The organism is Actinomadura sp. HBU206391 (assembly GCF_014323665.1).
In the GTDB taxonomy this organism is placed as follows: Bacteria; Actinomycetota; Actinomycetes; order Streptosporangiales; family Streptosporangiaceae; genus Actinomadura_C.
Window position 1 is genome coordinate 26232 of the sequence record NZ_JABVEB010000034.1, and the last position, 24452, is coordinate 50683.

20 protein-coding genes are annotated in these 24452 nt (G+C 72.0%); 12 read left to right on the plus strand and 8 right to left on the minus strand.

Going from position 1 to position 24452, the window contains the following annotated elements; translation table 11 throughout:
• Positions 1-30 precede the first annotated feature (30 nt).
• The 6 genes from HKK72_RS14185 (at position 31) to HKK72_RS14210 (ending at position 6159) form a co-directional block, all read left to right on the plus strand.
• Positions 31-861, plus strand: a complete 831-nt coding sequence (locus tag HKK72_RS14185; RefSeq protein ID WP_187234811.1) for a MetQ/NlpA family ABC transporter substrate-binding protein — start codon at positions 31-33, stop codon at positions 859-861.
• Between the two features lie 175 nt (positions 862-1036).
• Positions 1037-1963 (plus strand): STM4015 family protein, encoded by a 927-nt coding sequence (locus HKK72_RS14190; RefSeq protein ID WP_187234812.1) that lies wholly within the window; start codon positions 1037-1039, stop codon positions 1961-1963.
• The gene (locus HKK72_RS14195) at positions 1960-3036 is read left to right on the plus strand and encodes an STM4014 family protein (RefSeq protein ID WP_187234813.1); all 1077 of its coding nucleotides are present in this window, start codon (positions 1960-1962) and stop codon (positions 3034-3036) included. Before HKK72_RS14190 ends, HKK72_RS14195 begins: the two co-directional genes overlap by 4 nt.
• A 116-nt stretch (positions 3037-3152) precedes the next feature.
• Positions 3153-3944, plus strand: a complete 792-nt coding sequence (locus HKK72_RS14200; protein ID WP_187234831.1) for an STM4013/SEN3800 family hydrolase — start codon at positions 3153-3155, stop codon at positions 3942-3944.
• On the plus strand, positions 3941-5257 hold the full coding sequence (locus HKK72_RS14205) for an STM4012 family radical SAM protein (protein WP_187234814.1): 1317 nt from the start codon (positions 3941-3943) through the stop codon (positions 5255-5257). The genes HKK72_RS14200 and HKK72_RS14205 overlap by 4 nt, the downstream gene beginning before the upstream one ends.
• Positions 5257-6159: an STM4011 family radical SAM protein gene (locus HKK72_RS14210; protein ID WP_187234815.1), complete on the plus strand. Its 903-nt coding sequence runs from the start codon at positions 5257-5259 to the stop codon at positions 6157-6159. The genes HKK72_RS14205 and HKK72_RS14210 overlap by 1 nt, the downstream gene beginning before the upstream one ends.
• Before the next feature lie 14 nt (positions 6160-6173).
• On the opposite strand, the gene HKK72_RS14215 is transcribed toward HKK72_RS14210, so the two are convergent.
• The 4 genes from HKK72_RS14215 to HKK72_RS14230 form a co-directional block, all read right to left on the minus strand.
• On the minus strand, positions 6174-6371 hold the full coding sequence (locus HKK72_RS14215; protein ID WP_261986809.1) for a rhodanese-like domain-containing protein: 198 nt from the start codon (positions 6369-6371) through the stop codon (positions 6174-6176).
• 78 nt (positions 6372-6449) lie between these two features.
• The gene (locus HKK72_RS14220; RefSeq protein ID WP_187234816.1) at positions 6450-7604 is read right to left on the minus strand and encodes a DUF6745 domain-containing protein; all 1155 of its coding nucleotides are present in this window, start codon (positions 7602-7604) and stop codon (positions 6450-6452) included.
• A gap of 20 nt (positions 7605-7624) precedes the next feature.
• Entirely contained in the window at positions 7625-7951 is a 327-nt protein-coding gene (locus HKK72_RS14225) for a hypothetical protein (RefSeq protein WP_187234817.1), read from the minus strand.
• 105 nt (positions 7952-8056) lie between these two features.
• On the minus strand, positions 8057-8962 hold the full coding sequence (locus HKK72_RS14230) for an NAD(P)-dependent oxidoreductase (RefSeq protein WP_187234818.1): 906 nt from the start codon (positions 8960-8962) through the stop codon (positions 8057-8059).
• Positions 8963-9086: 124 nt separating this feature from the next.
• On the opposite strand from HKK72_RS14230, the gene HKK72_RS14235 reads away from it, so the two are divergent.
• The 3 genes from HKK72_RS14235 to HKK72_RS42730 all read left to right on the plus strand — a co-directional run bounded on the left by HKK72_RS14235 (position 9087) and on the right by HKK72_RS42730 (position 15033).
• Complete coding sequence (locus HKK72_RS14235; RefSeq protein ID WP_187234819.1) at positions 9087-12371, plus strand: BTAD domain-containing putative transcriptional regulator; 3285 nt, start codon at positions 9087-9089, stop codon at positions 12369-12371.
• A 157-nt stretch (positions 12372-12528) separates the two neighbouring features.
• On the plus strand, positions 12529-14661 hold the full coding sequence (locus HKK72_RS14240) for a RecQ family ATP-dependent DNA helicase (protein ID WP_187234820.1): 2133 nt from the start codon (positions 12529-12531) through the stop codon (positions 14659-14661).
• A 120-nt stretch (positions 14662-14781) separates the two neighbouring features.
• Entirely contained in the window at positions 14782-15033 is a 252-nt protein-coding gene (locus HKK72_RS42730) for a cupin domain-containing protein (RefSeq protein ID WP_410050301.1), read from the plus strand.
• Positions 15034-15126: 93 nt separating this feature from the next.
• Here the strand turns inward: HKK72_RS42730 and HKK72_RS14250 are convergent, their stop codons facing one another.
• The gene (locus HKK72_RS14250) at positions 15127-15606 is read right to left on the minus strand and encodes an Lrp/AsnC family transcriptional regulator (protein WP_187234822.1); all 480 of its coding nucleotides are present in this window, start codon (positions 15604-15606) and stop codon (positions 15127-15129) included.
• 93 nt (positions 15607-15699) lie between these two features.
• Here HKK72_RS14250 and HKK72_RS14255 point away from each other — a divergent pair, with 93 nt between their 5' ends.
• Positions 15700-16584, plus strand: coding sequence for a Glu/Leu/Phe/Val dehydrogenase dimerization domain-containing protein (locus tag HKK72_RS14255; protein WP_222720688.1), 885 nt, complete (start codon positions 15700-15702; stop codon positions 16582-16584).
• 39 nt (positions 16585-16623) lie between these two features.
• Here HKK72_RS14255 and HKK72_RS14260 read toward each other — a convergent pair whose 3' ends face one another.
• On the minus strand, positions 16624-18171 hold the full coding sequence (locus tag HKK72_RS14260; protein WP_187234823.1) for an HNH endonuclease signature motif containing protein: 1548 nt from the start codon (positions 18169-18171) through the stop codon (positions 16624-16626).
• A 176-nt stretch (positions 18172-18347) separates the two neighbouring features.
• A complete protein-coding gene (locus tag HKK72_RS14265; RefSeq protein ID WP_187234824.1) occupies positions 18348-19118 on the minus strand; it encodes a glyoxalase in 771 nt (256 codons plus the stop codon).
• 473 nt (positions 19119-19591) lie between these two features.
• On the opposite strand from HKK72_RS14265, the gene HKK72_RS14270 reads away from it, so the two are divergent.
• The gene (locus HKK72_RS14270; protein WP_187234825.1) at positions 19592-20464 is read left to right on the plus strand and encodes a helix-turn-helix domain-containing protein; all 873 of its coding nucleotides are present in this window, start codon (positions 19592-19594) and stop codon (positions 20462-20464) included.
• A gap of 70 nt (positions 20465-20534) precedes the next feature.
• Here HKK72_RS14270 and HKK72_RS14275 read toward each other — a convergent pair whose 3' ends face one another.
• Positions 20535-21428 (minus strand): carbohydrate kinase family protein, encoded by an 894-nt coding sequence (locus HKK72_RS14275; RefSeq protein ID WP_187234826.1) that lies wholly within the window; start codon positions 21426-21428, stop codon positions 20535-20537.
• A 178-nt stretch (positions 21429-21606) separates the two neighbouring features.
• Here HKK72_RS14275 and HKK72_RS14280 point away from each other — a divergent pair, with 178 nt between their 5' ends.
• Positions 21607-24285: a GNAT family N-acetyltransferase gene (locus HKK72_RS14280; RefSeq protein ID WP_187234827.1), complete on the plus strand. Its 2679-nt coding sequence runs from the start codon at positions 21607-21609 to the stop codon at positions 24283-24285.
• The last annotated feature ends 167 nt before the right edge of the window (positions 24286-24452 follow it).

Genomic DNA, 24452 nt, shown 5'->3' on the forward strand with positions numbered 1-24452 from the left:
TCCCGTACGGAACAAAGGAAGGCACTCTTCGTGCTACGCAAGATCACAATCGCGCTGGCCTCCGTCGGACTGCTCGCGGGGCTCACCGCGTGCGGCTCCTCCGACTCGGGCGTGTCCGCCAAGGCCGACGACCCGGCCGCGGCGCTCAAGGTCGCCGTCAACCCGGTGCCGCACGGCGAGATCCTGAAGTACGTCAAGGACGAACTGGCGGCGAAGGCCGGGCTGAAGCTCGAGATCGTCGAGTTCTCCGACTACGTACAGCCGAACACGGCACTCCAGGAGGGCCAGGTCCAGGCCAACTACTTCCAGCACGTGCCGTTCATGGAGGAGTTCGAGAAGGACAAGGGCGTCAAGCTGACGTTCGTCGCGCCGGTGCACATCGAACCGCTCGGCGTCTACTCCAAGAAGGTCACGGACCTGCGGTCGGTGCGCGGCGGCGGGACGGTGGCGGTGCCGAACGACCCCGCCAACCTGGGCCGGTCGCTCAAGCTGCTCGCCGACAACGGCCTGCTCACCCTCAAGCCGGGTGCGCCGCAGAGCGCCACCGAGCGGGACATCGCGACCAATCCGAAGGGGCTGAAGTTCAAGCCGCTGAAGCCGGCTCAGCTGCCCCGCTCGGTCGCCGACGTCGACCTCGCGGTGATCAACGGTAACTACGCCCTCGAGACCGACCTTTCGCCGGCCAAGGACTCGCTGGCGCTGGAGAAGGCCGAGGGCAACCCGTACGCCAACGGCATCGTCACGCTGCCGCAGAACGCCACCGACCCGCGGGTGAAGAAGCTGGTCGAGCTGCTGCGGTCGGCCGAGGTCAAGAAGTTCATCGAGCAGAAGTACGCGGGCTCGGTGATCCCGGCGGCCTGACCCGCCGTTCGACACCGCCGTTCGACACCGGCGCTCGGCGATTCCGCCGGCCCGGCCCGGCCGGGCACCCGCCCGGCCGGGCCGGCGTCTTCGTGGCGGTGCGCCGTTTCCCGCATGTTCTGTCCCCGGCCCCTGATAGGACGTATCCCACCGAATCTCAGGAGGGATACAGCCGGTGTCCATATATGAGCACCTCACCGAGTTCGCGGGACTCCCCGTCCTGGACTTCCCCACGGACGGCACCGATGCCGTGACCCCGCCGGACCGGCCGGTGGCGTGGCGGATCGCGACGGAGTTCGAGGGGGTCGACTTCGACGAGGTCTTCCAGGACTTCCTGACGGCGGTCGACACGACCGAGGTCACCGCGCTGGTCATCGGCTTCTGGGGGGCCTCCTACGACGACGGCGCCGCGGATCCGGCCGCGCTGCTCACCGGCGCCGCCGAGCGGCTGCCGAACCTGCGCTCCCTCTTCCTCGGCGACATCGTCTCCGAGGAGGCGGAGATCTCGTGGATCGAGCAGTCCGACATCACGCCGCTGCTGACGGCCTTCCCGCGCCTGGAGCGGCTGGAAGTACGGGGTGGCACCGGGCTTGCGCTCGACCCCGTGCGCAACGAGACCCTCACGACCCTGCGCTTCGAGGCGGGCGGTCTGCCTGCCGGTGTCGTCCGGGCGGTCGGGGCGAGCGACCTGCCCGCCTTGGAGCACCTCCAGCTGTGGCTGGGCGTCGACGACTACTCGGGCGACGCCACCGTGGCCGACCTCGCGCCGCTCCTCACCGGCGAGCGGCTGCCCGCCCTGCGCCACCTCGGCCTGCAGAACAGTCAGATCCAGGACGAGATCGCCGCCGCCGTCGCCGGCGCGCCCGTCGTCGCGGGCCTGGAGTCGCTCAGCCTGGCCATGGGCGTGCTGACCGACGAGGGTGCCGAGGCGCTGTTGTCGGGCCAGCCGCTCACCCATCTGAAGCGGCTCGACCTGCACCATCACTTCCTCGGCGACGAGATGGTGAAGCGGGTGCGCGCCGCGCTGCCGGACGTCGACGTCGATCTCAGCGAGCACCAGCGACCACGCGACGAGTGGCGCTACGTGGCGGTCTCGGAATGACCTTCACCGTGGTGGGCACCCCCGGCGACCGCCGGACGGAGGTGTTCGCCATGGCCTGCCGGTCCGCCGGCCTGCCCGACCCGTACCTCATCCCGTGGTGCGACGTGCTGCGCGGCCGGGAGTTCGCCATGCCCCCCGGCACGCTGCTGCGCGTCGACTCACCGGGTGAGGACCCGGAGGCCGACGCCCTGCTGCGCGGCCCCGGCGATCCGGCCCGGGTCGGCGGCGGTGCGCGGTGGCACCGCACCTTCACCGGCGCACTGCGCCGGATCGGCGCCGCGGCCGGGCAGGCCGAGATGCTCGGCGACGCCGGCGAGATCGCCGTGATGTTCGACAAGCGCCGCTGTCACGCCCGTCTCCAGGCGGCCGGGGTACCGGTGCCGCCCGCGCTGCCCGAGGTGCACGGCCATGACGAGCTGCGGGCACGGATGCGCGAGGCCGGATGGCGCCGGGTGTTCGTCAAGCCGGCCCACGGGTCGTCGGCGTCCGGAGTGGTCGCCCTGCAGACGGCGCCGGGCCGGGTCAAGGCGGTGACCTCCGCCGTCGCCGGCCCGCGCGGCCTGCACAACTCGCTACGGGTCCGGTCCTACGGCACCGAGCGTGAGGTGGCCGCGCTGGTCGACGCCCTCGCGCCCGACGGGTTGCACGTCGAGCGGTGGATCCCCAAGGCCGCCGTCGGCGGGCGGGTCATCGACCTCCGGGTGGTCGTGGTCGACGGCACGCCGACCCACGCGGTCGTGCGGGCGAGCGACAACCCGATGACCAACCTGCATCTCGGCGGGGTCCGCGGCGACCTCGACGCGGTGCGCTCGGCCCTCGGCCCGGCCGGTTGGCAGCGCGCTCTCGACGTCTGCGCACGGGCAGCCGCCTGCTTCCCGCGCAGCCTCATGGTCGGGGTCGACCTGCTCATCGGCATCGGCTGGCGGCGGCTCGCGGTCGCCGAGGTCAACGCCTTCGGCGATCTGCTGCCCGGTCTCACCGGCCTGCCGGGGAGCGCGGCCGAGGGCAAGGACACCTATACCGTCCAGGTCGAAGCGGCCCTGACCAGGAGGAAGCCCGCGTGCGCGACGTGAGCCGTCAGCTGAACCGCGATACCGCCCCCGACGTGAGCCGTGCCGCGAGCTGCGATGCCGACCGCGATGCCGACCGCGATGCCGACCGCGATGCCGGCCCCGGTGCGAGCCGTGACATGAACGCCCTCATCGGCGGCCACGACGTGCTGCTGGTGACCCTCGACACGCTGCGCTACGACGTCGCCGCCGAACTCGCGGCCGCGGGCCGTACCCCCACTCTCACCCATCACCTGCCGGGCGGGCGGTGGGAGCGGCGGCACACGCCGGGCAGTTTCACCTACGCGGCGCATGCGGCCTTCCTCGCGGGGTTCCTGCCCACGCCGGCCGGGCCCGGCCCGCATCCGAGGCTGTTCGCCGCGCGGTTCGCCGGCAGTGAGAGCACCGGCGACGGCACATGGGTGTTCGACGCCGCCGACCTGCCCGCGGGCCTCGGCAAGGCCGGCTACCACACCGTGTGCGTCGGGGGAGTGGGCTTTTTCAACAAGCTCACCCCGCTCGGCTCCGCCCTTCCGGCGCTGTTCGCCGAGAGCCACTGGACGCCGGAGTGCGGCGTCACCGACCCCGCCTCGCTGGAGAACCAGATCGCCCAGGTCGAGCGGGTGATGGCGCGGCAGCCCGCCGACCGGCGGCTGTTCATGCTGGTCAACGTGGCCGCACTGCACCAGCCCAACTGGTTCTACCGCGCGGGTGCCACACGCGCCGGCGGGGACTCCCGCGACACCCACGCCGCCGCGCTCGAATACGTCGACCGGTACATCGGCCGGCTCTTCGATCTGATGCGCCGTCCCTGCCTTGTCATCATCTGCTCCGACCACGGCACCGCGTACGACGACGACGGCCACACCGGCCACCGGATCGGGCACGAGGTGGTGTGGACGGTTCCGTACGGGGAGTTCCTGCTGACATGACCACCCTCGCCCTGCCGCAGGGTTCCGACCGCACCAGCCCGTACCAGGGGTACGTCTACGCCTACCCGCACAAGACCGCCTACCGCTTGCTCGATCCACGGCCCCGGCTGGCGGACGTGTGGGCGACGGAGCCACGCGACGCCCTGTTCCTCTACCTGCACGTGCCGTTCTGTGAGATGCGCTGCGGCTTCTGCAACCTGTTCACCCGCACCGGCGCGCCCGAGGAGCTGACCACGGCCTATCTGGACGCGCTGGAGCGGCAGGCGGCGGCGGTCGGCGACGCCCTCGGCGAGGCGCGCTTCGCCACCGCGGCCTTCGGCGGCGGCACCCCGACCTACCTCACCGCGGCCGAGCTCGAGCGGCTCTGCGATCTCGCATGCCGGTTCGCCGACCTCGGTGCGGTTCCGCTGGGCGTGGAGACCTCCCCGGCCACGGCGACCACCGACCGGTTGACCGTGCTCGCCGAGCGCGGCACCACCCGCGTCTCCATCGGGGTGCAGAGCTTCGTCGACAGCGAGACGCGCGCCGCCGTACGACCGCAGAGGCGCGCCGAGGTCGAGGCTGCGCTCGACCGCATCCGCGCGGTCGGCTTCGAGAGGCTCAACATCGACCTGATCTACGGCATCGACGGTCAGACGCCGGCGTCCTGGCTGTACTCGCTCGACGCCGCTCTGGCCTGGGAACCCGAGGAGCTGTACCTCTACCCGCTCTACGTCCGGCCGCTCACCGGGCTCGGCCGGCGCCCCAGAGAGTGGGACGACCAGCGGCTGGAGCTCTACCGGATCGGCCGCGACCACCTGCTCGGCCTCGGCTACGAACAGGTGTCCATGCGCATGTTCCGGCGGCCCGGCACCGGCGCGGGCGGCACGGAGTACTGCTGCCAGACCGACGGCATGGTGGGCCTCGGCTGCGGAGCGCGCTCCTACACCCGCGACCTGCACTACTCCTTCGAGTACGCGGTCGGGGCCGGGCAGGTGCGGGGCATCATCGACGACTACGTACGGGAACAGGAGTTCGGCTTCGCGCGCGTGGGATTCGAGCTGGACGACGACGAGCGCCGGCGGCGCCATCTGATCCAGTCGCTGCTGCAGGCCGACGGTCTCGAGACGGCGGCCTACACGCGGATCTTCGGCACTGACGCGGCCGCCGACTTCGCCGCAGAGCTGGACGGTTTCGCCGGTCTCGGCTGGCTGGAGCACGAGACCGGTTCGATCCGGCTCACCGCCGAGGGGCTGGCGCACTCCGACGCGATCGGACCGGCACTGTTCTCCCCGCGGGTGCGGGCGCTCATGGACTCCTACGAGGCGCGCTGATGGAGCACCTGACGATCCTCTACCGGGGGCCGCTTGCCAGCTGCGACTTCGACTGCCCGTACTGCCCGTTCGCCAAGCGCCGCGACACCCCGGAGCAGCTGCGCGCCGACCGGGCCGCCCTGCGGCGCTTCACCGGCTGGGTGGCCGAGCAGCCCCACGACGTCTCGGTGCTGTTCACGCCGTGGGGCGAGGGCCTCGTCCGGTCGTGGTACCGCCATGCCCTGGTGGAGCTGAGCCGGCTGCCGCACGTGCGCCGTGCCGCGATCCAGACCAACCTGAGTCACCGGCTGGACTGGACGGCCGAGGCGGACCTGTCCCGATTGGCGCTGTGGGCCACCTACCACCCCGATCAGGTGCCGTACGAGCGTTTCCTCGGCAAGTGCCGCGAACTGTCGGCGCGCGGCGTACGTCACAGCGTGGGGGTCGTCGGGCTCGCCGAGCACCTGCCCGCGGCCCGGCGGCTGCGGGCGGATCTGCCGGCCGAGACCTATCTGTGGGTCAACGCCGCCGAGGGACACCTCTACACCGACGCCGAGGCCGCCGGGTGGGCGGAGGTCGATCCGCTGTTCGGCCACAGCCGCCACGCGCACCGCAGCCGCGGGCTGCCGTGCCGTACGGGGGACAGCGTGGTCTCGGTGGACGGCGACGGCACGGTGCGGCGCTGCCATTTCGTGCCGGCCGTGCTCGGCAACCTCTATGACGGCTCGTTCCGCGCCGCGCTCCGGCCCCGTGGTTGTCCGCTGGAGCAATGCGACTGCCATATCGGCTATGTGCACCTGGAGCCGCTCGGGCTGTACGACGTCTTCGCGGGAGGCGTCCTGGAACGCATCCCGGCCGCCGGCCTGGCCGGTGACCTTGGGCGTCATTCCGTTGGCCCGGCGAACCGGGTGCCAACGGAATGAACGCTCCCTGATGGCTAGGCGGGGACACCGGTCTCGATCGGCAGGCCTGCCTCGACCCAGTCCTGGATGCCCTCGCGGTACTTCCGGACGCCTGTGTATCCGAGCTTCTCCAGTCTCGTCGCCACGGCCTGGCTGTTGCCGCAGGACGGGTTGCTGCAGTAGACGGCGATGGCGCCGTGAGAATATGGCGGCGCGCCGTCGAGGATCTGCACGAACCACGCGCAACTGCTCGGGTTCGGTGATCGCGCGCCAGACCTTCGCCCGCGGATTAGCCGTCAAGGCGTCGGCGCTCACGTCTGCTTCTCCGGCCGGTAGTCGTCGGCGGACAGGCCGAACGTCCACGCCACGCCTTCGTGAGCGGTTCTCATCCGCGGTGGCACGCGCAGGTAGTAGGTGCGGCTCGTGCCGTCGGGCTCGGGCGTCGAGTTGACCACCTCGACCATCGCGACCGGCTCGTCGCCGGGCAGGTCGATCCGCCAGAGCACGCCCGCCTCGTCCCGATGCACGGGCTTCGCGCCGGTCTCGGCCAGGTAGCGGTCGTAGCCGTAGTGCTCCAGCATCACCCGGCGCATCTCGGCGTTGGTCTCCGCGGCGATGCGCTCGCTCGTCAGCCCGGACAGCGTGGCGGTGAAGTCCGCGGGCATCGGCATGCCGCGCCACGCGTGCAGCGCGAAGCCGCCCGGGTAGCACAGGGCCGGGCCGTCGCCCCGGTGCAGGCGGCCCGGTTCGTCGCGGTGCAGTTCGACGGGGCGTTCGGAGACGATCGCGACGCGCTGGTACGGCCACCACCAGCCCGCCGACCGGGCCGCCCCGGCCACTCCCGCGAGGCGGCCGAGGCCGTCCACCGCGTCGAACGCCGCCAGCCACGGGGCGTCGTGCTGCCCCAGCACCGCGTCGAGCGTGACGGCGCGCAGCAGGGCGGTGGCGCTGCCGTCGCCGGCCGGAACCTCGATTCCGCGCCTGACCCCGCGGCCGTCGTCGCCGGCCAGATCTCCGATGCGCAGTTCGCCGATGCCCTGGCGGATCCGGTTGACCAGCACGTTGACCTGGTCCCACAGGCCGCCGCCGGTCCGGGCCCACATCCGGCCCCACTCCCGGGGGCCCAGTTCGCGGAACGCCGCAGTCCGCGCGGCCTCCCAGGGCAGCGTCCGTACGGCGTCGCGCACGCTGGGCCCCGGGTCGATCTGGTCCCGCACGGGTTCGGCCGATGCGGCCGAGCAGGCGAGTTCGGCGGGCCGCAGGGTGGCCAGGGTTCGCTGCCGATCGGTCAGCAAAGCGGCGGTGACCGCGCCGTGCGCCGGTGACGGCACCCAGACGAACCATTCCGGACCGGTGAGCCCGGCCGCCTCGTAGGCCGAACGGATCCCCGCCTCGGCCCCGGCGCGGTCGGCCGGCCCGGTGGCGAAGGCCACCGCGTGCCAGTCCTGTGCCACGAGTGTGCTCATGAGAAGGCTCCTGTGGGGGACTAGTCGGCGACGACCCGGACGGCGCCGGGGACGTACTCGCGCTGGCGCACGACCCGGTACCACCCCTTGGGCAGCGAGATCGCGGCGTGCTCCTCGTGGACGAGGCGCCCGCCGGAGGGCAGGTGCAGGTGGTCGGGGCTCAGCGGGTCGGGGTCGCGCAGCAGCTCACCGGGCGCGTGGAGGGCGTGCGCGTGGCCGGTCATCTCGCCGAGCGCCAGCACCAGGCGGCCTCGGCCGTCGCGCTGCGCCGGGGTCAGCGTGCGCACCTCGTCGGGCACGGCTCCGGCCGCGACGGGCAGGATGAGAATGTCTCCCTGTCGGTACATGGCAGGAACGTACCGCCGAGCACCGACATTTTCGATCGGGTGTTCGAGCGGGCGCGGGCGGCCCGTTCTCGGCGTGGAGTCGCGGGGGACAGGCCGCCCGGCACATCAGCGCTTCGGCTCTTTGATCACCTCGATGACGCTGGTCAGCCCCTCGGATCCGTGACCCCGCTCCACGGCGCGTTCGAAGAGCTCCTTGAGCGCCTCGGGCACCCCGGTGTCGAGGCCGGCGTCGCGGCTGGCGTGCACGATGTGATCCATTCCGACGGCCTGCATCCGGAGGTTGTTGAACTCCCCTGGGTAGGCGCCGGCGTCGATCTCGCCGGTGAGCTGCCGCAGGAAGCCCATCGGCCCGTCGGAGGACAGGTCAGCGAACATGCCCGAGACGAAGGGGAGGAGCTCCTTGGCCGGCACCCCCGCCGTGCCCACCAGGGCGGCGGCGTGGAAATAGCTGCTCAGGCCCGACCAGAAGACGTAGAGCATCGCCTGGTAGTAGAGCATCGCCAGCCCGGCGTCTGCGCCGACGTAGGTGGGCGTGCCCAGCGCCGCCAGAGTCCGCCGGTGACGATCCAGGGCGGCCTCGGACCCGCTGTAGAAGACGTACGCGCCCGGCCGCCCGATCCCGGGCGGCGGGACCATGATCCCGCCGGGCAGCAGCTCGGCCCCGTGCCCGGCCGCCCACGCGCTCGCGCGGCGCAGCTCCTGCGGGGTGCCCGAGCTGAGGTTGACCAGCACCCGGCCCTTCAGCGCCCCCTCGGCCGGGCCGAGGGAGTCGTACATCGCCTCGTAGTCCACCTGGCTGACGACGGCGAGATCGCTAGCCGCGAGTGCGTCGGCGGGCGAGGCCGCGAGTGCCGCACCCTGGGCCACCAGGGGATCGGCCCTGCTCGCCGTACGGTTCCATACCGTCGTCGGATGACCTGCCCGCAGGAAGGTCTCGGCCATCGCCGAGCCCATCGCGCCCAAGCCGATGACCGTGACCGGCGCGCGGTCGCCTCCAGTGTGCGTCGACATTCATGTGCTCCCGTCGTTGTCGGCGGCTGTCGCCCCCTGCCGGTGTCCACTCTGCGGACCGGACCTTCGGGATCGCCTCGGATCGGCTGCGGGCCGGCCTCGGGAGGAGGGTTACGCTGGCGCAATGCGTTTCGGGGTGCTGGGCCCGCTGGCGGTCTGGGCCGAGGGCGACGAGCGCGGGACGGGACGGCTCGTACGCGTGCCCGAGGCGAAGGTGCGGGCGCTGCTGGCCGACCTGCTGACGAACCCGGGGCGGCCGGTCTCGACGGACCGGCTGATCGACGACCTGTGGGGCGCGCGGCCGCCGCGCGACGCGCGCGGCACCCTGCAGGCCAGGGTCTCGCAGCTCCGCAGGACTCTGGACGAGGCCGAACCGGGCACCCGCGCGCTGGTGGTGTCGCGACCGCCCGGCTACGCGTTGGAGACCGACGCCCACGCGGTGGACGCCGGCCGTTTCGCCGCGCTGACCGCGCGGGCCCGGCGGAGCGCCGATCCGCGCGCCAGGGCCGCGCTGCTCACCGACGCGCTGGCGCTGTGGCGGGGCCCGGCCTTCGCCGACTTCATCGACGCGGAGTTCGCCCGTGAGGCGGTCTTCGCCCTCGAGGAACAGCGCCTGGTCGCGCTGGAGGAGCAGGCCGAGGCGCGGCTGGAGCTGGGCGAGCACGACGTGCTCGCCGGTGAGCTGGCCGGCCTGGTGGCCCGGCATCCGCTGCGCGAGCGGCTGCGCGCCGCGTACCTGCTCGCCCTTTACCGCGCCGGACGGCAGAGCGAGGCGCTCGCGAGTTACGCCGAGCTACGGCGCGGACTCGCCGAGGACCAGGGCCTCGACCCCGGCCCCGGGCTGGTCGCGCTGCACCGGTCGCTTCTTCAGCAGGACCCGTCGCTCACGCCGCCCGCGGCCGGTCCCCGTACGAACCTGCCCGCCGCGCTCGGCGAGCTCATCGGCAGGGAGCGGACGGTCGCCGAGACCCGGGCGCTCCTGGCGGCCGGTCGCCTGGTCACGCTCACCGGCCCGGGAGGCGTGGGCAAGACCAGCCTCGCCCTGGAGGCGGCCGCACAGAGCGCCGGCGACCATCCCGACGGCGTATGGATCGTCGAGCTCGGCGCGCTGAGGAGGCGGTCCTCGACCACGGACCTGGCCGAGGCGGTGGCGGCGGCACTCGGTGTGCGCGACGAGGCCGACCCCGGCGGGCCGGCCGCCGACGCGGCCGACCGGCTCGCCGAGGCGTTGCGCACCCGGCGGCTTCTGGTCGTACTCGACAACTGCGAGCACGTGATCGAGGCCGTCGCGAACGTGGCCGGACGGCTGCTGGCCGCCGTTCCCGGGCTGCGCATCATGGCGACCAGCCGGGAGCCCCTCGGAATCGCCGGCGAACGCCTGCAGTCCGTGCCCCCGCTGGAGTCACCCGGCCCTTCGGCGGCCGCACGGCCCGAGTCGCTGCGCGAGTTCAGCGCCGTACGCCTGTTCGCCGCACGGGCCGCCGACGCGGCGCCCGGTTTCACGCTCGACGCGGCCACCGCCCCGGCGGTCGCCGCGATCTGCGCCCGCCTCGACGGCATCCCGCTGGCGCTGGAGCTCGCGGCCACCCGCGTACGGGCGCTCGGTGTACGGGAGCTGGCCGCCAGGCTGGACGACCGGTTCCGGTTGCTGACGGGCGGCAGACGCGACGCCCCTGCGCGGCAGCGGACGCTGCGGGCGATGATCGACTGGAGCTGGGAGCCGCTCACCGAACCCGAGCGCGTCGTGCTGCGAAGGCTGGCCGTGCACGCCGACGGCTGCGCGCTCGAAGCCGCCGAGCAGGTCTGCGCCGGGGAGGGCATGCGCTCCACGGAGGTGCTCGACGTGCTGGCCCGGCTCATCGACCGCTCGCTCGTCGTGGTCGCCGAGGACGCCACCGGTCCCCGCTACCGCCTGCTGGAGTCGGTCTCGGCGTACTGCCACGAGAGGTCGCACGAGGCGGGCGAGGGCGATGTGCTGCGGCGGCGGCACGGCCGGTACTACGCCGAGCTGGCCGAAAGAGCCTGCTCTCACCTGCGCGGCCACGAGCAGGCGAGGTGGCTGGAGCGTCTCGACCGGGAGGGCGCGAACCTGCGCGAGGCGCTGGAGGGCGCCGTACGCGACGGTGAAGCGGAACTGGCCCTGCGCCTGGTCAACGCGCTGAGCTGGTACTGGTTCCTGCGCGGCCGGTACCGCGAGGCCCGCCGGTCGCTGGAGAGCGCCGTGTCGATCGGCCGAGCGGCGGTGCACGTTAGTCACCCGCCCGGTGCCCGCCCGGTTTCCTCCGCCGCCCTGGCCGAGGCCGTCACTTGGCAGGCGGGCATGACCATGGCCTCGGGCGAGGGGACGGAGGCGGAGGAGCTGAGCCGTGCGGCGCTGGAGTTGTACGACGACGTCGACGACCCGCGCGCCCGCGCCCGAGCGGAGTGGTTCCTCGGCTTCATCCTGTGGGCCTACGGCGACCTGGCCGTGAACGAGAGCCGGGTCGACCGGGCCCTCGCGGCCTTCCGCGAGCTCGGCGACCGCTGGGGCACGGCCGTCGCGCTCAGCACGCGGGCCAAGCTGGCGATCGTCCACGGCGATCTCGCCGCGCTCAAACGCGACGCCGAGGAGAGCCTGACGCTGTTCCGTGAGCTCGGCGACGCGTGGGGACGGCTGGAGGCCACGGACGCGCTGGGTCGCTGGGCCGAGATCACCGGCGACTACGAACAGGCCGCCGGGCTGCTCACCGAGGGGCTGCGGGTCGCAGAGGCCCTCGGCATGTGGACCGAGGTGTCGTTCCGGCTGTCCGGGCTCGGGCGGATCGCCCTGCTCACCGGCGACCTGGCGGCGGCCGGGGAGCTGCACGAGCGGGCCAGGCGCCTGGCGGCCGGGCGGTCCAGCAAGCCCGCGGAGGAGTTCGCCGAGGTCGGGCTGGGACTCGTGGCGAGGCGGCAGGGTGAGCTCGGCACCGCCGAGACGCACCTGCGCGCCTGGCTGCCCTGGCTGCGCGACGTCGGCGGAACCGCGGGCATCGCCCTCATCCTGGCCGAGCTGGGGTTCGTCGCGGAGCTGCGCGGTGACGCCGAGGCCGCCGTGTCACTGCAGACCGGCGGTCTGCAGGCGGCCCGCGGCACCGGTGACCCGCGGGCGATCGCGCTGGCCCTGGAGGGGCTGGCCGGTGCGCGTGCTCTGGCGGGCGGTCACGCCGAGGCCGCCCGGCTGCTCGGCGCCGCCGCCGCGACTCGTGACGGGGTCGGAGCGCCGCTGCCGCCCGCCGAGCGCGGCGACGTCGACCGCGTCACCGCCCGTGTCCGGGCCGTACTCGGTGAGACGGCCTTCGCGGCCGAGTTCGCGTACGGCCGCGGGCTCGACCCGTACGCCGAATCGATCCTCGATCGCGGCACCGACCACACAGACAGCACGGACTGACAGCCAGTACTCCTTACGCGCGCCGCGGCCGACGCGCTCGCGCTCGCCGAGGCCGGCAGGCTCTGACGCCCGCGGCCCCGGCGGCGCGAGAACTTCCGTACCTCCGAACAGCGTTTTCTGGTCTGAGTTGTCCGGCGCGGCTGATAGCAAGGAGGACATGACCGAGACGGAGTTCTCCCAGGAGCCCGAGCCCGAAGCCGCCGATGGCCTGCGCGTCGAGGCGGAGCGGTGCCTGCGGGCCCTCGCCGGAGAGCACGCCCGGCTGCGCGACGACCAGTGGACGGCGATCCGGGCGCTGGTGGTCGACCGCAGGCGGGCCTTGGTGGTGCAGCGCACCGGCTGGGGCAAGTCGGCGGTCTACTTCGTCGCGACCCGGCTGTTGCGCGGCCGTGGCGCCGGGCCGACCGTGATCGTGTCGCCACTGCTGGCGCTCATGCGCAACCAGATCGACGCCGCCGACCGGGCGGGCATCCACGCCCGTACGATCAACTCGGCCAACACCGAGGACTGGGAGCGGGTCTTCGCCGAGGTCGAGGCGGGCGAGGTCGACGTGCTGCTGGTCAGCCCGGAGCGGCTCAACAATCCCGATTTCCGCGACCAGGTGCTCCCCAAGCTGGCCGCCGGCGCCGGGTTGATCGTCGTCGACGAGGCCCACTGCATCTCCGACTGGGGGCATGACTTCCGGCCCGACTACCGGCGGTTGCGCACCCTGCTCGCCGAGCTTCCGCCGGGCATCCCCGTGCTCGCCACCACCGCCACCGCCAACGCCCGGGTGACCCACGACGTGGCCGAGCAGCTCGCCACCGCCGACGCGGGCGAGACGCTGGTGCTGCGAGGCGCGCTCGAACGCGAGAGCCTGCGGCTGGCCGTCGTTCGGCTGCCGGTGGCCGAGCAGCGCCTCACCTGGCTGGCCGACCGGCTCGGCGAGCTGCCGGGCTCGGGGATCGTCTACACCCTGACGGTCGCGGCCGCGCACGACGTGGCCGGGCTGCTGCGCGACCGGGGGTATGAGGTCGCCGCGTATTCGGGCCAGACCGAGCAGGCGGAGCGGCTCCAGGCCGAACAGGATCTGCTCGACAACAAGCTCAAGGCGCTCGTCGCCACCAGCGCGCTCGGCATGGGGTTCGACAAGCCCGATCTCGGCTTCATCGTCCATGTGGGCGCGCCGCAGTCGCCGGTGGCCTACTACCAGCAGATCGGCCGCGCCGGGCGGGGCGTCGAGCGGGCCGAGGTGATCCTGCTGCCGGGCGTGGAGGACCGCGACATCTGGGCCTACTTCGCCGGGCTGGCCTTCCCGCCCGAGCAGATCGTCCGGGCGACGCTCGCCGAGCTGGGCGAGACCCCGCTGTCGACCGGCGCGCTGGAGCCGAGGGTCGACCTGAGCCGTGGCCGGCTGGAGATGATGCTCAAGGTCCTCGACGTCGACGGCGCCGTACGGCGGGTGCGCGGCGGCTGGGTCGCCACCGGCCGGGAGTGGGGCTATGACCGGGACCGCTACGCCCGGGTGGCGGCCGAGCGCGCTCATGAGCAGCAGGCGATGCTCGACTACATCGCCACCGACGGCTGCCGGATGGAGTTCCTGCGCCGCCGGCTCGACGATCCCGAGGCGGTGCCCTGCGGGCGCTGTGACAACTGCACGGGACGGCACTGGCCCGTGGACGTCTCCGATCAGGGCGCCGCGCGCACCCGCGAGCGGCTGCGCCGGCCCGGGGTCGAGGTGACGCCCCGGCGGATGTGGCCCACCGGCATGAAGGAGCTCGGTTTCTCCGGCCGCATCCCGGCCGGCGTCATGGCAGAGCCGGGCCGGGCGCTCGGCCGGCTCACCGACATCGGCTGGGGCAACCGCCTGCGGCAGATGTTCGCGGAGGGCGAGCCGGACGGTCCGGTGCCTGATGAGGTGTTCGACGCGGTCGTGAAGGTACTGGGCGCGTGGGACTGGGCTCAGCGCCCGGCCGGCGTCGTGGGCGTCGGCTCGCGCACCCGGCCCCGGCTGGTCGGCGATCTCGGGCGGCGGATCGCCGGGATCGGGCGGCTGCCGTACCTCGGGGACCTCGTCGCTCAGGGCCCGCCGATGGCACGGCAGCACAACAGCGCCCAGCGCCTGCGGTCGGTGGCCGACGCCCTGGTGCTGCCGGACGAGCTGCGCGCCGCGATCGCCGACCTGGGCGGCCCGGTGCTACTGGTCGACGACCGGATCGACAGCGGCTGGACCATGACCGTCGCGGCCCGGCTGCTGCGTGAGGCCGGCGCTCCAGCGGTGCTGCCGCTCGTCCTCGCCGTGGTCAACTGAAGAATCGGAGATGAGGCCATGACATGGTTCGAGCGGTTCCAGGTGCCTCAAGAACCAGGTTTCCGTGTTCTCGCAGGCCGCGACAATGGCCTGACCCGCCTGCTGCTCGCCTCCGGGCGCATGGCCGCCGATGACCACGGCGCTGTACATCTGCACGCCGGTGACGAGGTCCTGCGGGTCTTGAGCGGGGAACTCCTCGTCCGCATCGGAGACGAGCGCCGACGCTGCCGTGAAGGTGACATTGCGATCATGCCTCCGAACACCTGGCACGGATTCCGTGCCGTCACCGACACCGTGATCGAGGTCATCGCAGAGGAGCACCATGTACGGGATGGGAAGCAGTACCGTCCAGCCCAGCCAGGGCCGCGGTGAGCCGTCTCGCAGGAGCGGCAGGATGATGTCGACCAGCACCACGACGGGGCCCCACAGTGACCGCCGTGGCCGCCGTTCCTCTGCGCCACCGCCTCATGAGGTCCCGGCCGATGCCGGTGCCGGAAGCCGGCTCAGCGCGGTGTTGTGCACCCGCTGGTAGATCACCGAGGTGCGGAAGCCGACGATCTCGCGGCGCATGCTGAGCCGGTCGAGAAGGAAGCCGTGCAGGTGATCGAGATCCTGTACGGCGATGTGCAGCAGGAAGTCATCGCCGCCCGCCAGCACGAACACCGACATCACCTCGGGGAACCGGCTGACGCTGTCCTTGAAGGTGTCGATGACGGTGCGGCTGAGCGGGCGGACCTGGACGCTGACGAGGGCCTGCACGCCGCGGTTGAGCGCCGCCAGATCGATGTCCGCGTGGTAGCCGCGGATGACCCCGCGCCGAGTGAGGGCGCGCACCCGTTCGAGGCAGGTCGAGGGAGCGACGCCGAGCTGCCTGGCGAGTTCCCGGTTCGACTGTCGTGCATCCGTCTGCAAAAGCCGGATGATCTCCGAATCAAGTTCGTCCATGGGCGGCAGTCTGCCAGCGATTCCGGTCATTCGTTCGATGGATATTCCCTTCTCCGGGCAGTCGATCGATGCTCTGACTGAGATACCGCTCAGATGAAGGGCTCCGACATGTCGATACTCGACCACGAGGAGGTCGTGATCCGCAGAGGGTCGCGCTCCGGCCTTCCCGTCATCGTCGCCGTGCACTCGACCGTCCTCGGGCAGGCGGTCGGCGGCTGCCGGATCTGGCGCTACGCGGACTGGCGGGACGGCGTCGCCGACGCCCTGCTCCTGGCCGACGCCATGACCCGTAAGTGCGCCGTCGCGGGGCTGCCCAACGGCGGCGGCAAGACCGTCGTCGCCGTGCCCGCGGACGCCGTGCTCGACGCGGGCCGCCGCCGTGACCTGCTGCTGCTCGGCCTCGGGAACGTGGGCGGAAGGCTGGCCCGCCTGCTCGCCGCGGAGCGGGCCGAGCTCCTCGTCAGTGATGTCGACCCGGCCAAGCAGGCGCTCGCCACCGAGCTCGGCGCGACGTGGGTCGGCCCTGACGAGGCGCTCACCGCGGACGTCGACATACTCGTGCCGGCCGCACTCGGCGGCGTCCTCACCGAGGACGTCGTGCCCGCTCTTCGCTGTGCGGCCGTCGCCGGCCCGGCCAACAATCAGCTGGCCGGCCCGGCCGTCGCCGACCTGCTGCACCGGCGGAAGATCGTCTGGGTGCCCGACTACGTCGTCAGCGCAGGCGGGGTCATCCACGCCCTGTCAGTGGAACTGCGCCACAGCACCGCCGAGGAGGCCCTCGCGCGGGTCCACGCCGTCGGCGAAACGGTCGATGACGTACTGGCGGCCGCGGACCGCACCGGGATCACCCCCGCCCAGGCGGCACTCGATCTCGCGGCGCTCAGGCTGCGCGGCGGCACGCCTCCGGGCCTGACGTCGAGAGGCCCGACGTCGAGCGTTACGTCGCGCACGCGTGCATCATCGCCGGGGACCGGTTGATCGAACCGAACGGCCGAGTCGCCCGGGAGGCGGGCGGGCTCATTGGGGTGTGACGACGTGCCATGTGCCTGAGGGCGTGATCCACACCAGGAGGCCCGGCCACGGTTGGTGGAGTTTCCAACCAGGATGTTGTTTCAGCCGATGATGGCGCCTGCACAAGGGCGACAGATTACATCGGCACGTAAGTCCGCCTCTGTGCCACGGAATGGTGTGGTCGATGTCGCAACGAGAGGCCTGGCGATTGCAGGTGGGGAAGACGCAGGTGGGATGCCGCCGTTCGATCAGCCGGCGCATTCCCGCAGGTGGCCGGTAGCCCCTGTGGCCGTGCTCTTCGGGCCTCGGCTCGGCTCCCGGGTCCGCTCCTGCTCCGGCGCCTTGCCCGGCTCCGGGGGTCGGCCGGGCTCCTGGGCCCGGCCCCGCTCCGGGCCTTGGCCCGGTGGTTCGGCACCAGGTGTGCTTCAGCTCGGCCAGGCCGTCGTGCATGACCTGTACGGCTTGGGCGATGAGCAGATCCAGGCCGTCGAGGCGCCCGGCGGTTCGGGCCTGGCGCAGCAGCCGCTTGAGGCGCTGATCGATGCTGTGCGAAAGAGCTTCGTCGATCCGCCGCTCGATGGCGTCCATTGATCCGCCGTCATCGGGCGTCCGCCTCCCGGTCTCCCGTTGAGAGCGGGTGCCGGTCCGGTCGGCGAAGCCATCATCGCGGGTGCCGTCGTCGTGGGGGCCGGTCGGTCGAGACCTGCCCGGGTCGAGGTTGCCTGCGAGCTCGATGAGCATGTGCCGGACGGCCTCGGGGAGCGGCAGCCCGCGCAGGAGCGCCTGGGTGAGGTCGGCCCGGAGGATGTCGATCGGCCGCTCGTCTCCGTCGGCTTTGAGAGCCTGAGCGGCGGCGTTGATCCGGTTGTAGACGGCGTGGGCGTCCTCTGCGGGCAGATCCCGCAACGCCAGGTCACCGGTACCTGAGCTGTTGTCGAACAACTCCAGCCGACGGTCTTTGACGGCGGCCCTGGTGCGCTTCTCGGCGGCGTCGGGGTTTCCATCCTTGATCGCTCGTCTCACCCGGTGGCGGAGCTTGGCAGTGGTCATCGCGGTGGCCTCGTCGATCACCGCCGCCTCGACCGAGTCGGCAAGGGCGTCGTCGAGGCCGCGGAGGGCATCGGCGATGACCTTGGAGCGAGGCAGGTCGATGCGCCCCTTCTCCAGAGCGGCACGGGTGCGGCGGAGTTGCTGGGCAAGCTGTTCGGCCAGAACGACCAGCCCGGACGCGAACGTACCGGTCACGGTGAGGGCGAGGGAGACCTCTTCGGTGACGATCTCATGGATCTCTGAGGTGCAGTGCCCGGCGGCGGCCGGACCGTGATCGTCATGGTGGCGTCGGCGTGACAGCTCGGCCACCGCCGACAGCTCCAGCGCCTGTGCCCAGGAGGTCTGGCGGTGGGCGGCCGCCATCAGCTCGGTCAGCTCCACATCGGACAGATCGTTCAGTCGCTGTCCGGCAAGTGCGCACGCGAGCTGCGGCCCGGGAGGGAACTCCGCCCGCCCTTCCCATTCCGATCCGGAAAGGATATCGATGACCATCGCCGGTGGCATCGGCAGAGCACCTCCCTCCACAGTTCCCAGGTCCCGGCTCCCGCAATTTCCGGGTGGCGCTTGGGCTCCGACAGCATCTAGGCCGTATCCTCAGAAGGATTTCCCGTCATCGAAAACACTATCGAATGCTGCGGCCATTCTCGCTATCCCGCCGGTTAGGCATTCATTCCCGTCCACTAATGGTGCGAATCGGCCACTTCGGGTCTCAGGGGCATCACTTTGGGGAGCCACTCCGGCAGTTCGGCAAGATGCCCGAGTTCCGACTCGATGCGCTGCCTGTCGCCCGTGGTGAGTTCCAGACCGCGCAGATCGGCCATCCAGGGATCGGTAGGTTCGCCGAGGACCATGGCCAGGTCGATGAGGTGGCACAGGGCGATGGCCCGCTCGACCACCGGGGCGTCCGCGCCGTGCCTGCGAACCGCGGACTTGAGCGCACGGAAAGCCTGCAGGTCATCGTTTTTGAACTCGCGCAGGATCCGGGCGTTGTCGAGCGCCCTGGCCAGGCCCACCAGCTTCTTCGAGCCGCCGTACTCCAGCTCGGCGGGTTCGTCGCGTTGGATGAAGATGATCGAGTTCCCGGACGGATCGATCAGCGTGAAACGGGACGCGCCGGGCCGGTAGCGGGTGATCCGCGGAAGGCCGGAACTCAGCACCTTCCCGTGGCCCCGGCGCATCGCCGCGACGAACGCCGCGTGGTACGGCGCCACGGCGTCGACCATGACCAGGCAGCCTCCGGACTCCTCCCGGGCCGGATCCAGGCCCTTGGGCGCCGGGCCGAAGTGCAGCTGGAATCCGCTCCACTGCAGCACCAAATAGACATAGGGCCTGCTCTGCTTGTAGGTCGCCTCGAACCCCAGCGCCGCATAGAACGCCAGGGCCTCCTCCACCGACGCGCACGGCATCAACGGCACCGTCGTCTCGTTCTTGCGAACCGCAGGCTCACTCACGCCATTCCACCTTTCAGGTCGTCGGGCGATGCTCGCACTCTTCGGCGGAGCTCGCATATGGATCGTTCCAAACATCCGGCTGACGCGGCCTGCGGCGACGCTCCGGCGGTTGCCCGGGGGGTTCAGGAAAGGCACTGGAGCCGGTTCTGCTCGAGCGTGAAGTCCGACCAGGCGGAAGTCGTACACCGGCAGCGTCCACGGTGCCTCCGGGGCGCGACCACGGCGGGTCGGCCGAGGATGCCCGGCATCGAGGCGATCGAGCAGGCACCGATCGCCATGATTGTGACATTCCGGCAATGGGTGGCGCTGTTCTGTTCGAGGTGGTCGAATGAATGCCTCACGGAATTGATCAGGGGGAGAGATCATGCTCGCGCGCTCCGGGGCCCTGCCCTGGACGCTCAGGATGGAATGCTGGGCCGTTGTGCGTCCCGCGGTGGGACAAGGTGACGGCTCAGCCGGACGGCGGTCCCGAGATGTCTGAGATTCCCTCCCCCGCGGCGGGCGGCCCCACGGTTCTGCGCATGATGCTCGGAGCCCGGCTGCGCCGGCTGCGAGAGGCGAACCGGATCACCCGCAAGGCGGCCGGCTACGCGATCAGGGCCTCGGAATCCAAGATCAGTCGCTTGGAGCTGGGACGGGTCGGCTTCAAGGAGCGCGACATCTCGGACCTGCTCACCCTCTACGGGATGACCGACGGCGACGAGCGGGAGACCTGCCTGCTACTGGCGCGGCAGGCCAACACCCCCGGCTGGTGGAGTCAGTACGCCGACGTCGTGCCGCCCTGGTTCGAGGTCTATGTCGGCCTGGAGCAGGCGGCATCGCGCATCCGCACCTACGAGGTGCAGTTCGTCCCCGGACTGCTCCAGACCGAGGACTACGCCCGCGCCGTCACGCTGCTCGGCCACCCGGACGCCTCGCCGCAGGAGATCGAGCGCAGGGTGGCGGTGCGGATGATCCGGCGGCGGATCCTCGAAGCATCCGACCCGCCCCATCTGTGGGCCGTCATCGACGAGGCGGCACTGCGCCGTCCTCTGGGCGATCGGCGGGTGATGCGCGGGCAGCTGAAGCACCTGATCGAGCTGGCGGCCACGCCCGGCGTGGCCATCCAGGTCATGCCGCTCCGGTACGGAGGGCATGCCGCGGCCGGTGGACCGTTCAGCATCCTGCGGTTCAACGAGCCCGAACTGCCCGACGTGGTCTACCTCGAGCAGCTCAACAGCGCCGTCTATCTGGAGAAGCTCGAGGAGGTCGAGAGATATCTGGCCGTCATGGACATGCTGGTGGTCGCCGCCGAGGACGGGGGGACCACGGTCGGCACTCTGACCAGGGCCCTCGAGGAGACCTGACCCGCGCTCGATCCGGGAGTACCGCACCGGCACGGGAGAGGACCCGTACCGGGTCAGGGGTCGCGCTGGATCAGAGTCCGGGACGGGCACCGATCTCACCCATGGCCGCGGCGGCCAGCCGGCAGCCGGCGGCGAGCGCCTCGGCCGGGGGCTTGCCGTCGAGCCAGGGCGGCAGGAAGCCGGCGCAGAACGCGTCACCCGCGCCGGTGCCGTCCATGATCTTGTTGACCGGCTCGGCCGGCACCTGGATCGGCTCGGCCCGGCCGTTGGTGTACCACAGCGCGCCGTCCTCGCCCATCTTGATGACGACCTGCGGGTACCACGCGGTGAGCACCTTCGCCGCCTGCGAGGGTACGTCGCGTCCGGTGAGCACCTCGGCCTGGTCGGCGTTGATCATCAGCAGCCGGGCGCCCTGCGTCCACTCCAGGAACGGTTCGGCGCCCACGCGCTTGAGCGGCGAGGAGGATCCGCCGTCGATCGAGATCGACATCTGGCTCTTGCGCGCCATGCTGAGGGCGTGCAACGCGGCCTGCCGGGATCCCTCGTTGAGAAGGGAGTAGCCGGACAGATGCATGTGCGACCCGGCGGCGAACAGGTCGTGCGGGATGTCCTCCGGCAGGAGCGCGGCGTTGGCGCCCGGATCGGACAGCATGGTCCGATCACCCTTGTGGGTGACCAGCACCACACACGTGCCCGTCGGGCGCTCCGGGTCCATGACGAGGCGGGCGTCGACGCCGTACCCCATCAGTTCCATGTCCCGGTTGCGGCCGGCGATATCGGAGCCACGGCGTCCCACGAAGGCGGCCTCGACCCCTTCGACGGCGAGCCACGCGGCCACATTGGCCCCGGATCCGCCACCGTGCATGGTCACAGCGGCCGGCGTGTCGCTTCCCTTGGCCAGGGGAAGGGCGGCTCGCGCAACGGCATCGGTCATGAGATCACCGATCACGACCACGCGCGTCATGACGTCATCACCTCGATTGACACGGCCCGGTTGACAGCTTTCCCCGGGGCGTGTGCCGACCGTAACAGCTCAGCGCCCCCAATGAGGTCTCGAACGCGCAGCGAAACCCGGAACTCTGACCCAACTCCGAACACGGCTGGGGCAGACCGGACATCTCGGGTCCCCTACTCTTTGGTAGGTGAAGTATCCGGATCACTGGGAGGCCGATGTCGTCCTCGCGGACGGGGGTACGGCCCATCTGCGACCGATCCGGAGCGACGATGCGGAATCGTTGCGTTCGTTCTATGCCCGGTTGTCCTCGGAAACCATCTACTACCGTTTCTTCGGCCCGCGGCCGCAACTGTCCGAACGGGAGATCACGCACTTCACCACGCTGGATCACGACCAGCGGGCGGCGCTGATCGCCACCGTCGGCGACTCGATGCTCGCGGTCGTGCGCTACGACAAGCTCCGTGAGGAGCCGGGGGTCGCGGAGGTCGCGTTCCTCGTCGAGGACGCCCACCAGGGCCGGGGGATCGGCTCGGTGCTGCTGGAGCACATCGCCGCCGCCGCCCGCGAGCGCAGGCTGCGCCGTTTCGTCGCGCACGTCCTGCCGGACAACCGTCGCATGGCCAAGATCTTCCGCGACGCCGGTTACCGCGCCGAGCAGCGGTTCGAGGACGGCGTCATCCGGCTCACCCTGGATCTCGAGCCCACCGAGACCTCCATCGAGGTGATGACGGCACGCGAGCACCGTGCCGAGTCCCGGTCGATCCAGCGGCTGCTGTTCCCCCGTTCGGTGGCGGTGGTCGGCGCGAGCCGTGAGGCGCACAGCGTCGGCCAGACCGTCCTGCGGAATCTGCTCACGGGGGACTTCTCGGGTCCGGTCTACCCCGTGCATCCGACCGCCACCGCCGTCGCCGGTGTCCGGGCCCACCCGACCGTCCTGGACATCGCCGACGACGTGGACCTGGTCGTTGTCGCCGTGCCGGCCGGCGCCGTGCACGAGGTGGTCGAGCAGAGCGCGGGCAAGGGAGTGCACGGGCTCGTGGTGGTGTCCGCGGGTTTCGGTGAGACCGGCCCGGCCGGCCGGGCGCGCCAGGAGGAGCTCGTACGGCTGGCGCGCGCACACGGGATGCGGGTCGTCGGCCCCAACTGCCTGGGCATCGCCAACACCGATCCGGGCGTACGACTGAACGCGACCCTCGCGCCGACCATGCCCGGCCGCGGGCCGATCGGCTTCTTCTCCCAGTCCGGCGCGCTCGGCATCGCGATCCTCCAGCGCACCGCCGAGCGCGGCATCGGCCTGTCCACCTTCGTCTCCGCCGGCAACCGGGCGGACGTGTCGGGCAACGACCTCATGCAGTACTGGGAGGAGGATCCCGCCACCACGGCCGTCCTCCTCTACCTGGAGTCGATCGGCAACCCGCGGAAGTTCACTCGGCTCGCCCGTCGGCTGAGCCGCAAGAAGCCGATCGTGGCGGTGAAGTCGGGTCGTACGACCCAGGGAGTTCCGCTCGGGCACGCCGCCCGCGCGCTGACGCTGCCCGACCACGCGGTGAGCGCCCTGTTCGCGCAGGCCGGGGTGATCCGGGTGGAGGGGCTGTCCGAGCTGTTCGACGTGGCACAGCTGCTGGCCTACCAGCCGCTGCCCGCCGGCGACAGAGTGGCGATCATCGACAACTCCGACTCGCTCGGCCTGCTCGCCCAGGACGCCGCAGCCACGCTGGGCCTGGACCCGATCGCTCCGGTGAACCTCGGCCCGCGGGCGGGGGCGGGGGAGTACGAGTCCGCGCTGGCCGAGGCGCTCGCCGACGATTCCGTCGACGCCGTGGTCACCGTCTTCACCCCGCCGGTCATGGGCCGGATCAACGAAGCGGCCGACGCGGCGGTCGCGGCGGGAGCGGCCGGGTCGGCCGATGGCGGGAACGCCGGGACCAAGACGGTGGCGCAGGCGGTGGCGGGCCTGTCGGCCGGAAGTCCCAAGCCGATCGTGGCGACCTATCTCGGTCTGGCCGGGATGCCCGCCGAATTGCGAATCTGCGGCCCTGATGCGGTGGCGGGCCCCGGTTCGGTCCCGTCGTACGCCACGCCGGAGGACGCCATGCGCGCCCTGGCCTACGTCATGCGCTACGCCGCGTGGCGGCGGCGACCCAAGGGGCGACTGCCCGAGCGCGACGTGGCCGGCCGCGACCGGGCCCGGGCGCTCGTGGGGCGGCTGCTCGCGGCCGACGGCCCGAAGATCGCGGACGACCGGGACAGCGCGGACGGGCCGGACGGCGCGGGCGTTCCGAAGAGCGCAGGTGATCCGGACGACGCCGCCCCCTCCTCCGGCCCGGAGGGACGGACCGAGGACGGCCAGGTGGTCGTCGCGCCTGCCGACGTCGCGGCGCTCCTGGCCTCCTATGGCGTGACCGTCGCCGCGCCCGGCGGGGCGACCGATCCCTCTGGCCCCTCGGGCCCCTCTGGTCACTCGGGCATCGCGGTGCGGATCGTCACGCGAGAGGACCCGTCCTTCGGCGCCGTGGTGTCCTTCGGCCTGTCGGGCGCCACCGCGGCGCTGCTGGACGACCGGGCCTACCGCCTGGCCCCGCTGACCGACGTCGAGGCCGCCGAACTCGTGCGGGCGGTGCGGTCGGCCCCGTTGCTGTTCGGCCACCGCGGCGCCGACCCGGTCGACGTCAACGGGCTCGAGGACCTGCTGCTCCGCGTGTCGCAGCTCGCCGACGATCTGCCCGAGGTGGCCCGCCTGGAGCTCGACCCTGTCGTGGTCTCACCCTCCGGCGTCACCGTGGCGGGCGCGACCCTGGGGCTGGCGCGGCCGGTCGGACCGCGTCCCGAGCTCGGTCCCCGGCGGCTGCGGGGCCCTGGCCTGTGACCCACCTCATCCGTCCGCGATCGGCCGGCGGCGGCGGTGCCGGGTCCGGCGCAGGATCGGGCGGCGCAGGGTCGGGTGCCGGCGGGCCCGGGGGCGGGCTCGGCACGGGCTCGGGCAGGGGCACGGGCGGCGGCACGGGCTCGGGCGCCGGGGGCACCGGGCTGGGC

What these genes read in the sequence shown, in the direction of transcription:
- HKK72_RS14195 (WP_187234813.1), top strand. Translation starts at nt 1,960, where the DNA reads ATGACCTTCACCGTGGTGGGCACCCCCGGCGACCGCCGGACGGAGGTG.
- HKK72_RS14200 (WP_187234831.1), top strand. Translation starts at nt 3,153, where the DNA reads ATGAACGCCCTCATCGGCGGCCACGACGTGCTGCTGGTGACCCTCGAC.
- HKK72_RS14205 (WP_187234814.1), top strand. Translation starts at nt 3,941, where the DNA reads ATGACCACCCTCGCCCTGCCGCAGGGTTCCGACCGCACCAGCCCGTAC.
- HKK72_RS14210 (WP_187234815.1), top strand. Translation starts at nt 5,257, where the DNA reads ATGGAGCACCTGACGATCCTCTACCGGGGGCCGCTTGCCAGCTGCGAC.
- HKK72_RS14220 (WP_187234816.1), bottom strand. Translation starts at nt 7,604, where the DNA reads ATGAGCACACTCGTGGCACAGGACTGGCACGCGGTGGCCTTCGCCACC.
- HKK72_RS14225 (WP_187234817.1), bottom strand. Translation starts at nt 7,951, where the DNA reads ATGTACCGACAGGGAGACATTCTCATCCTGCCCGTCGCGGCCGGAGCC.
- HKK72_RS14230 (WP_187234818.1), bottom strand. Translation starts at nt 8,962, where the DNA reads ATGTCGACGCACACTGGAGGCGACCGCGCGCCGGTCACGGTCATCGGC.
- HKK72_RS14235 (WP_187234819.1), top strand. Translation starts at nt 9,087, where the DNA reads ATGCGTTTCGGGGTGCTGGGCCCGCTGGCGGTCTGGGCCGAGGGCGAC.
- HKK72_RS14240 (WP_187234820.1), top strand. Translation starts at nt 12,529, where the DNA reads ATGACCGAGACGGAGTTCTCCCAGGAGCCCGAGCCCGAAGCCGCCGAT.
- HKK72_RS42730 (WP_410050301.1), top strand. Translation starts at nt 14,782, where the DNA reads ATGGCCGCCGATGACCACGGCGCTGTACATCTGCACGCCGGTGACGAG.
- HKK72_RS14250 (WP_187234822.1), bottom strand. Translation starts at nt 15,606, where the DNA reads ATGGACGAACTTGATTCGGAGATCATCCGGCTTTTGCAGACGGATGCA.
- HKK72_RS14255 (WP_222720688.1), top strand. Translation starts at nt 15,700, where the DNA reads ATGAAGGGCTCCGACATGTCGATACTCGACCACGAGGAGGTCGTGATC.
- HKK72_RS14260 (WP_187234823.1), bottom strand. Translation starts at nt 18,171, where the DNA reads ATGCCACCGGCGATGGTCATCGATATCCTTTCCGGATCGGAATGGGAA.
- HKK72_RS14270 (WP_187234825.1), top strand. Translation starts at nt 19,592, where the DNA reads ATGTCTGAGATTCCCTCCCCCGCGGCGGGCGGCCCCACGGTTCTGCGC.
- HKK72_RS14275 (WP_187234826.1), bottom strand. Translation starts at nt 21,428, where the DNA reads ATGACGCGCGTGGTCGTGATCGGTGATCTCATGACCGATGCCGTTGCG.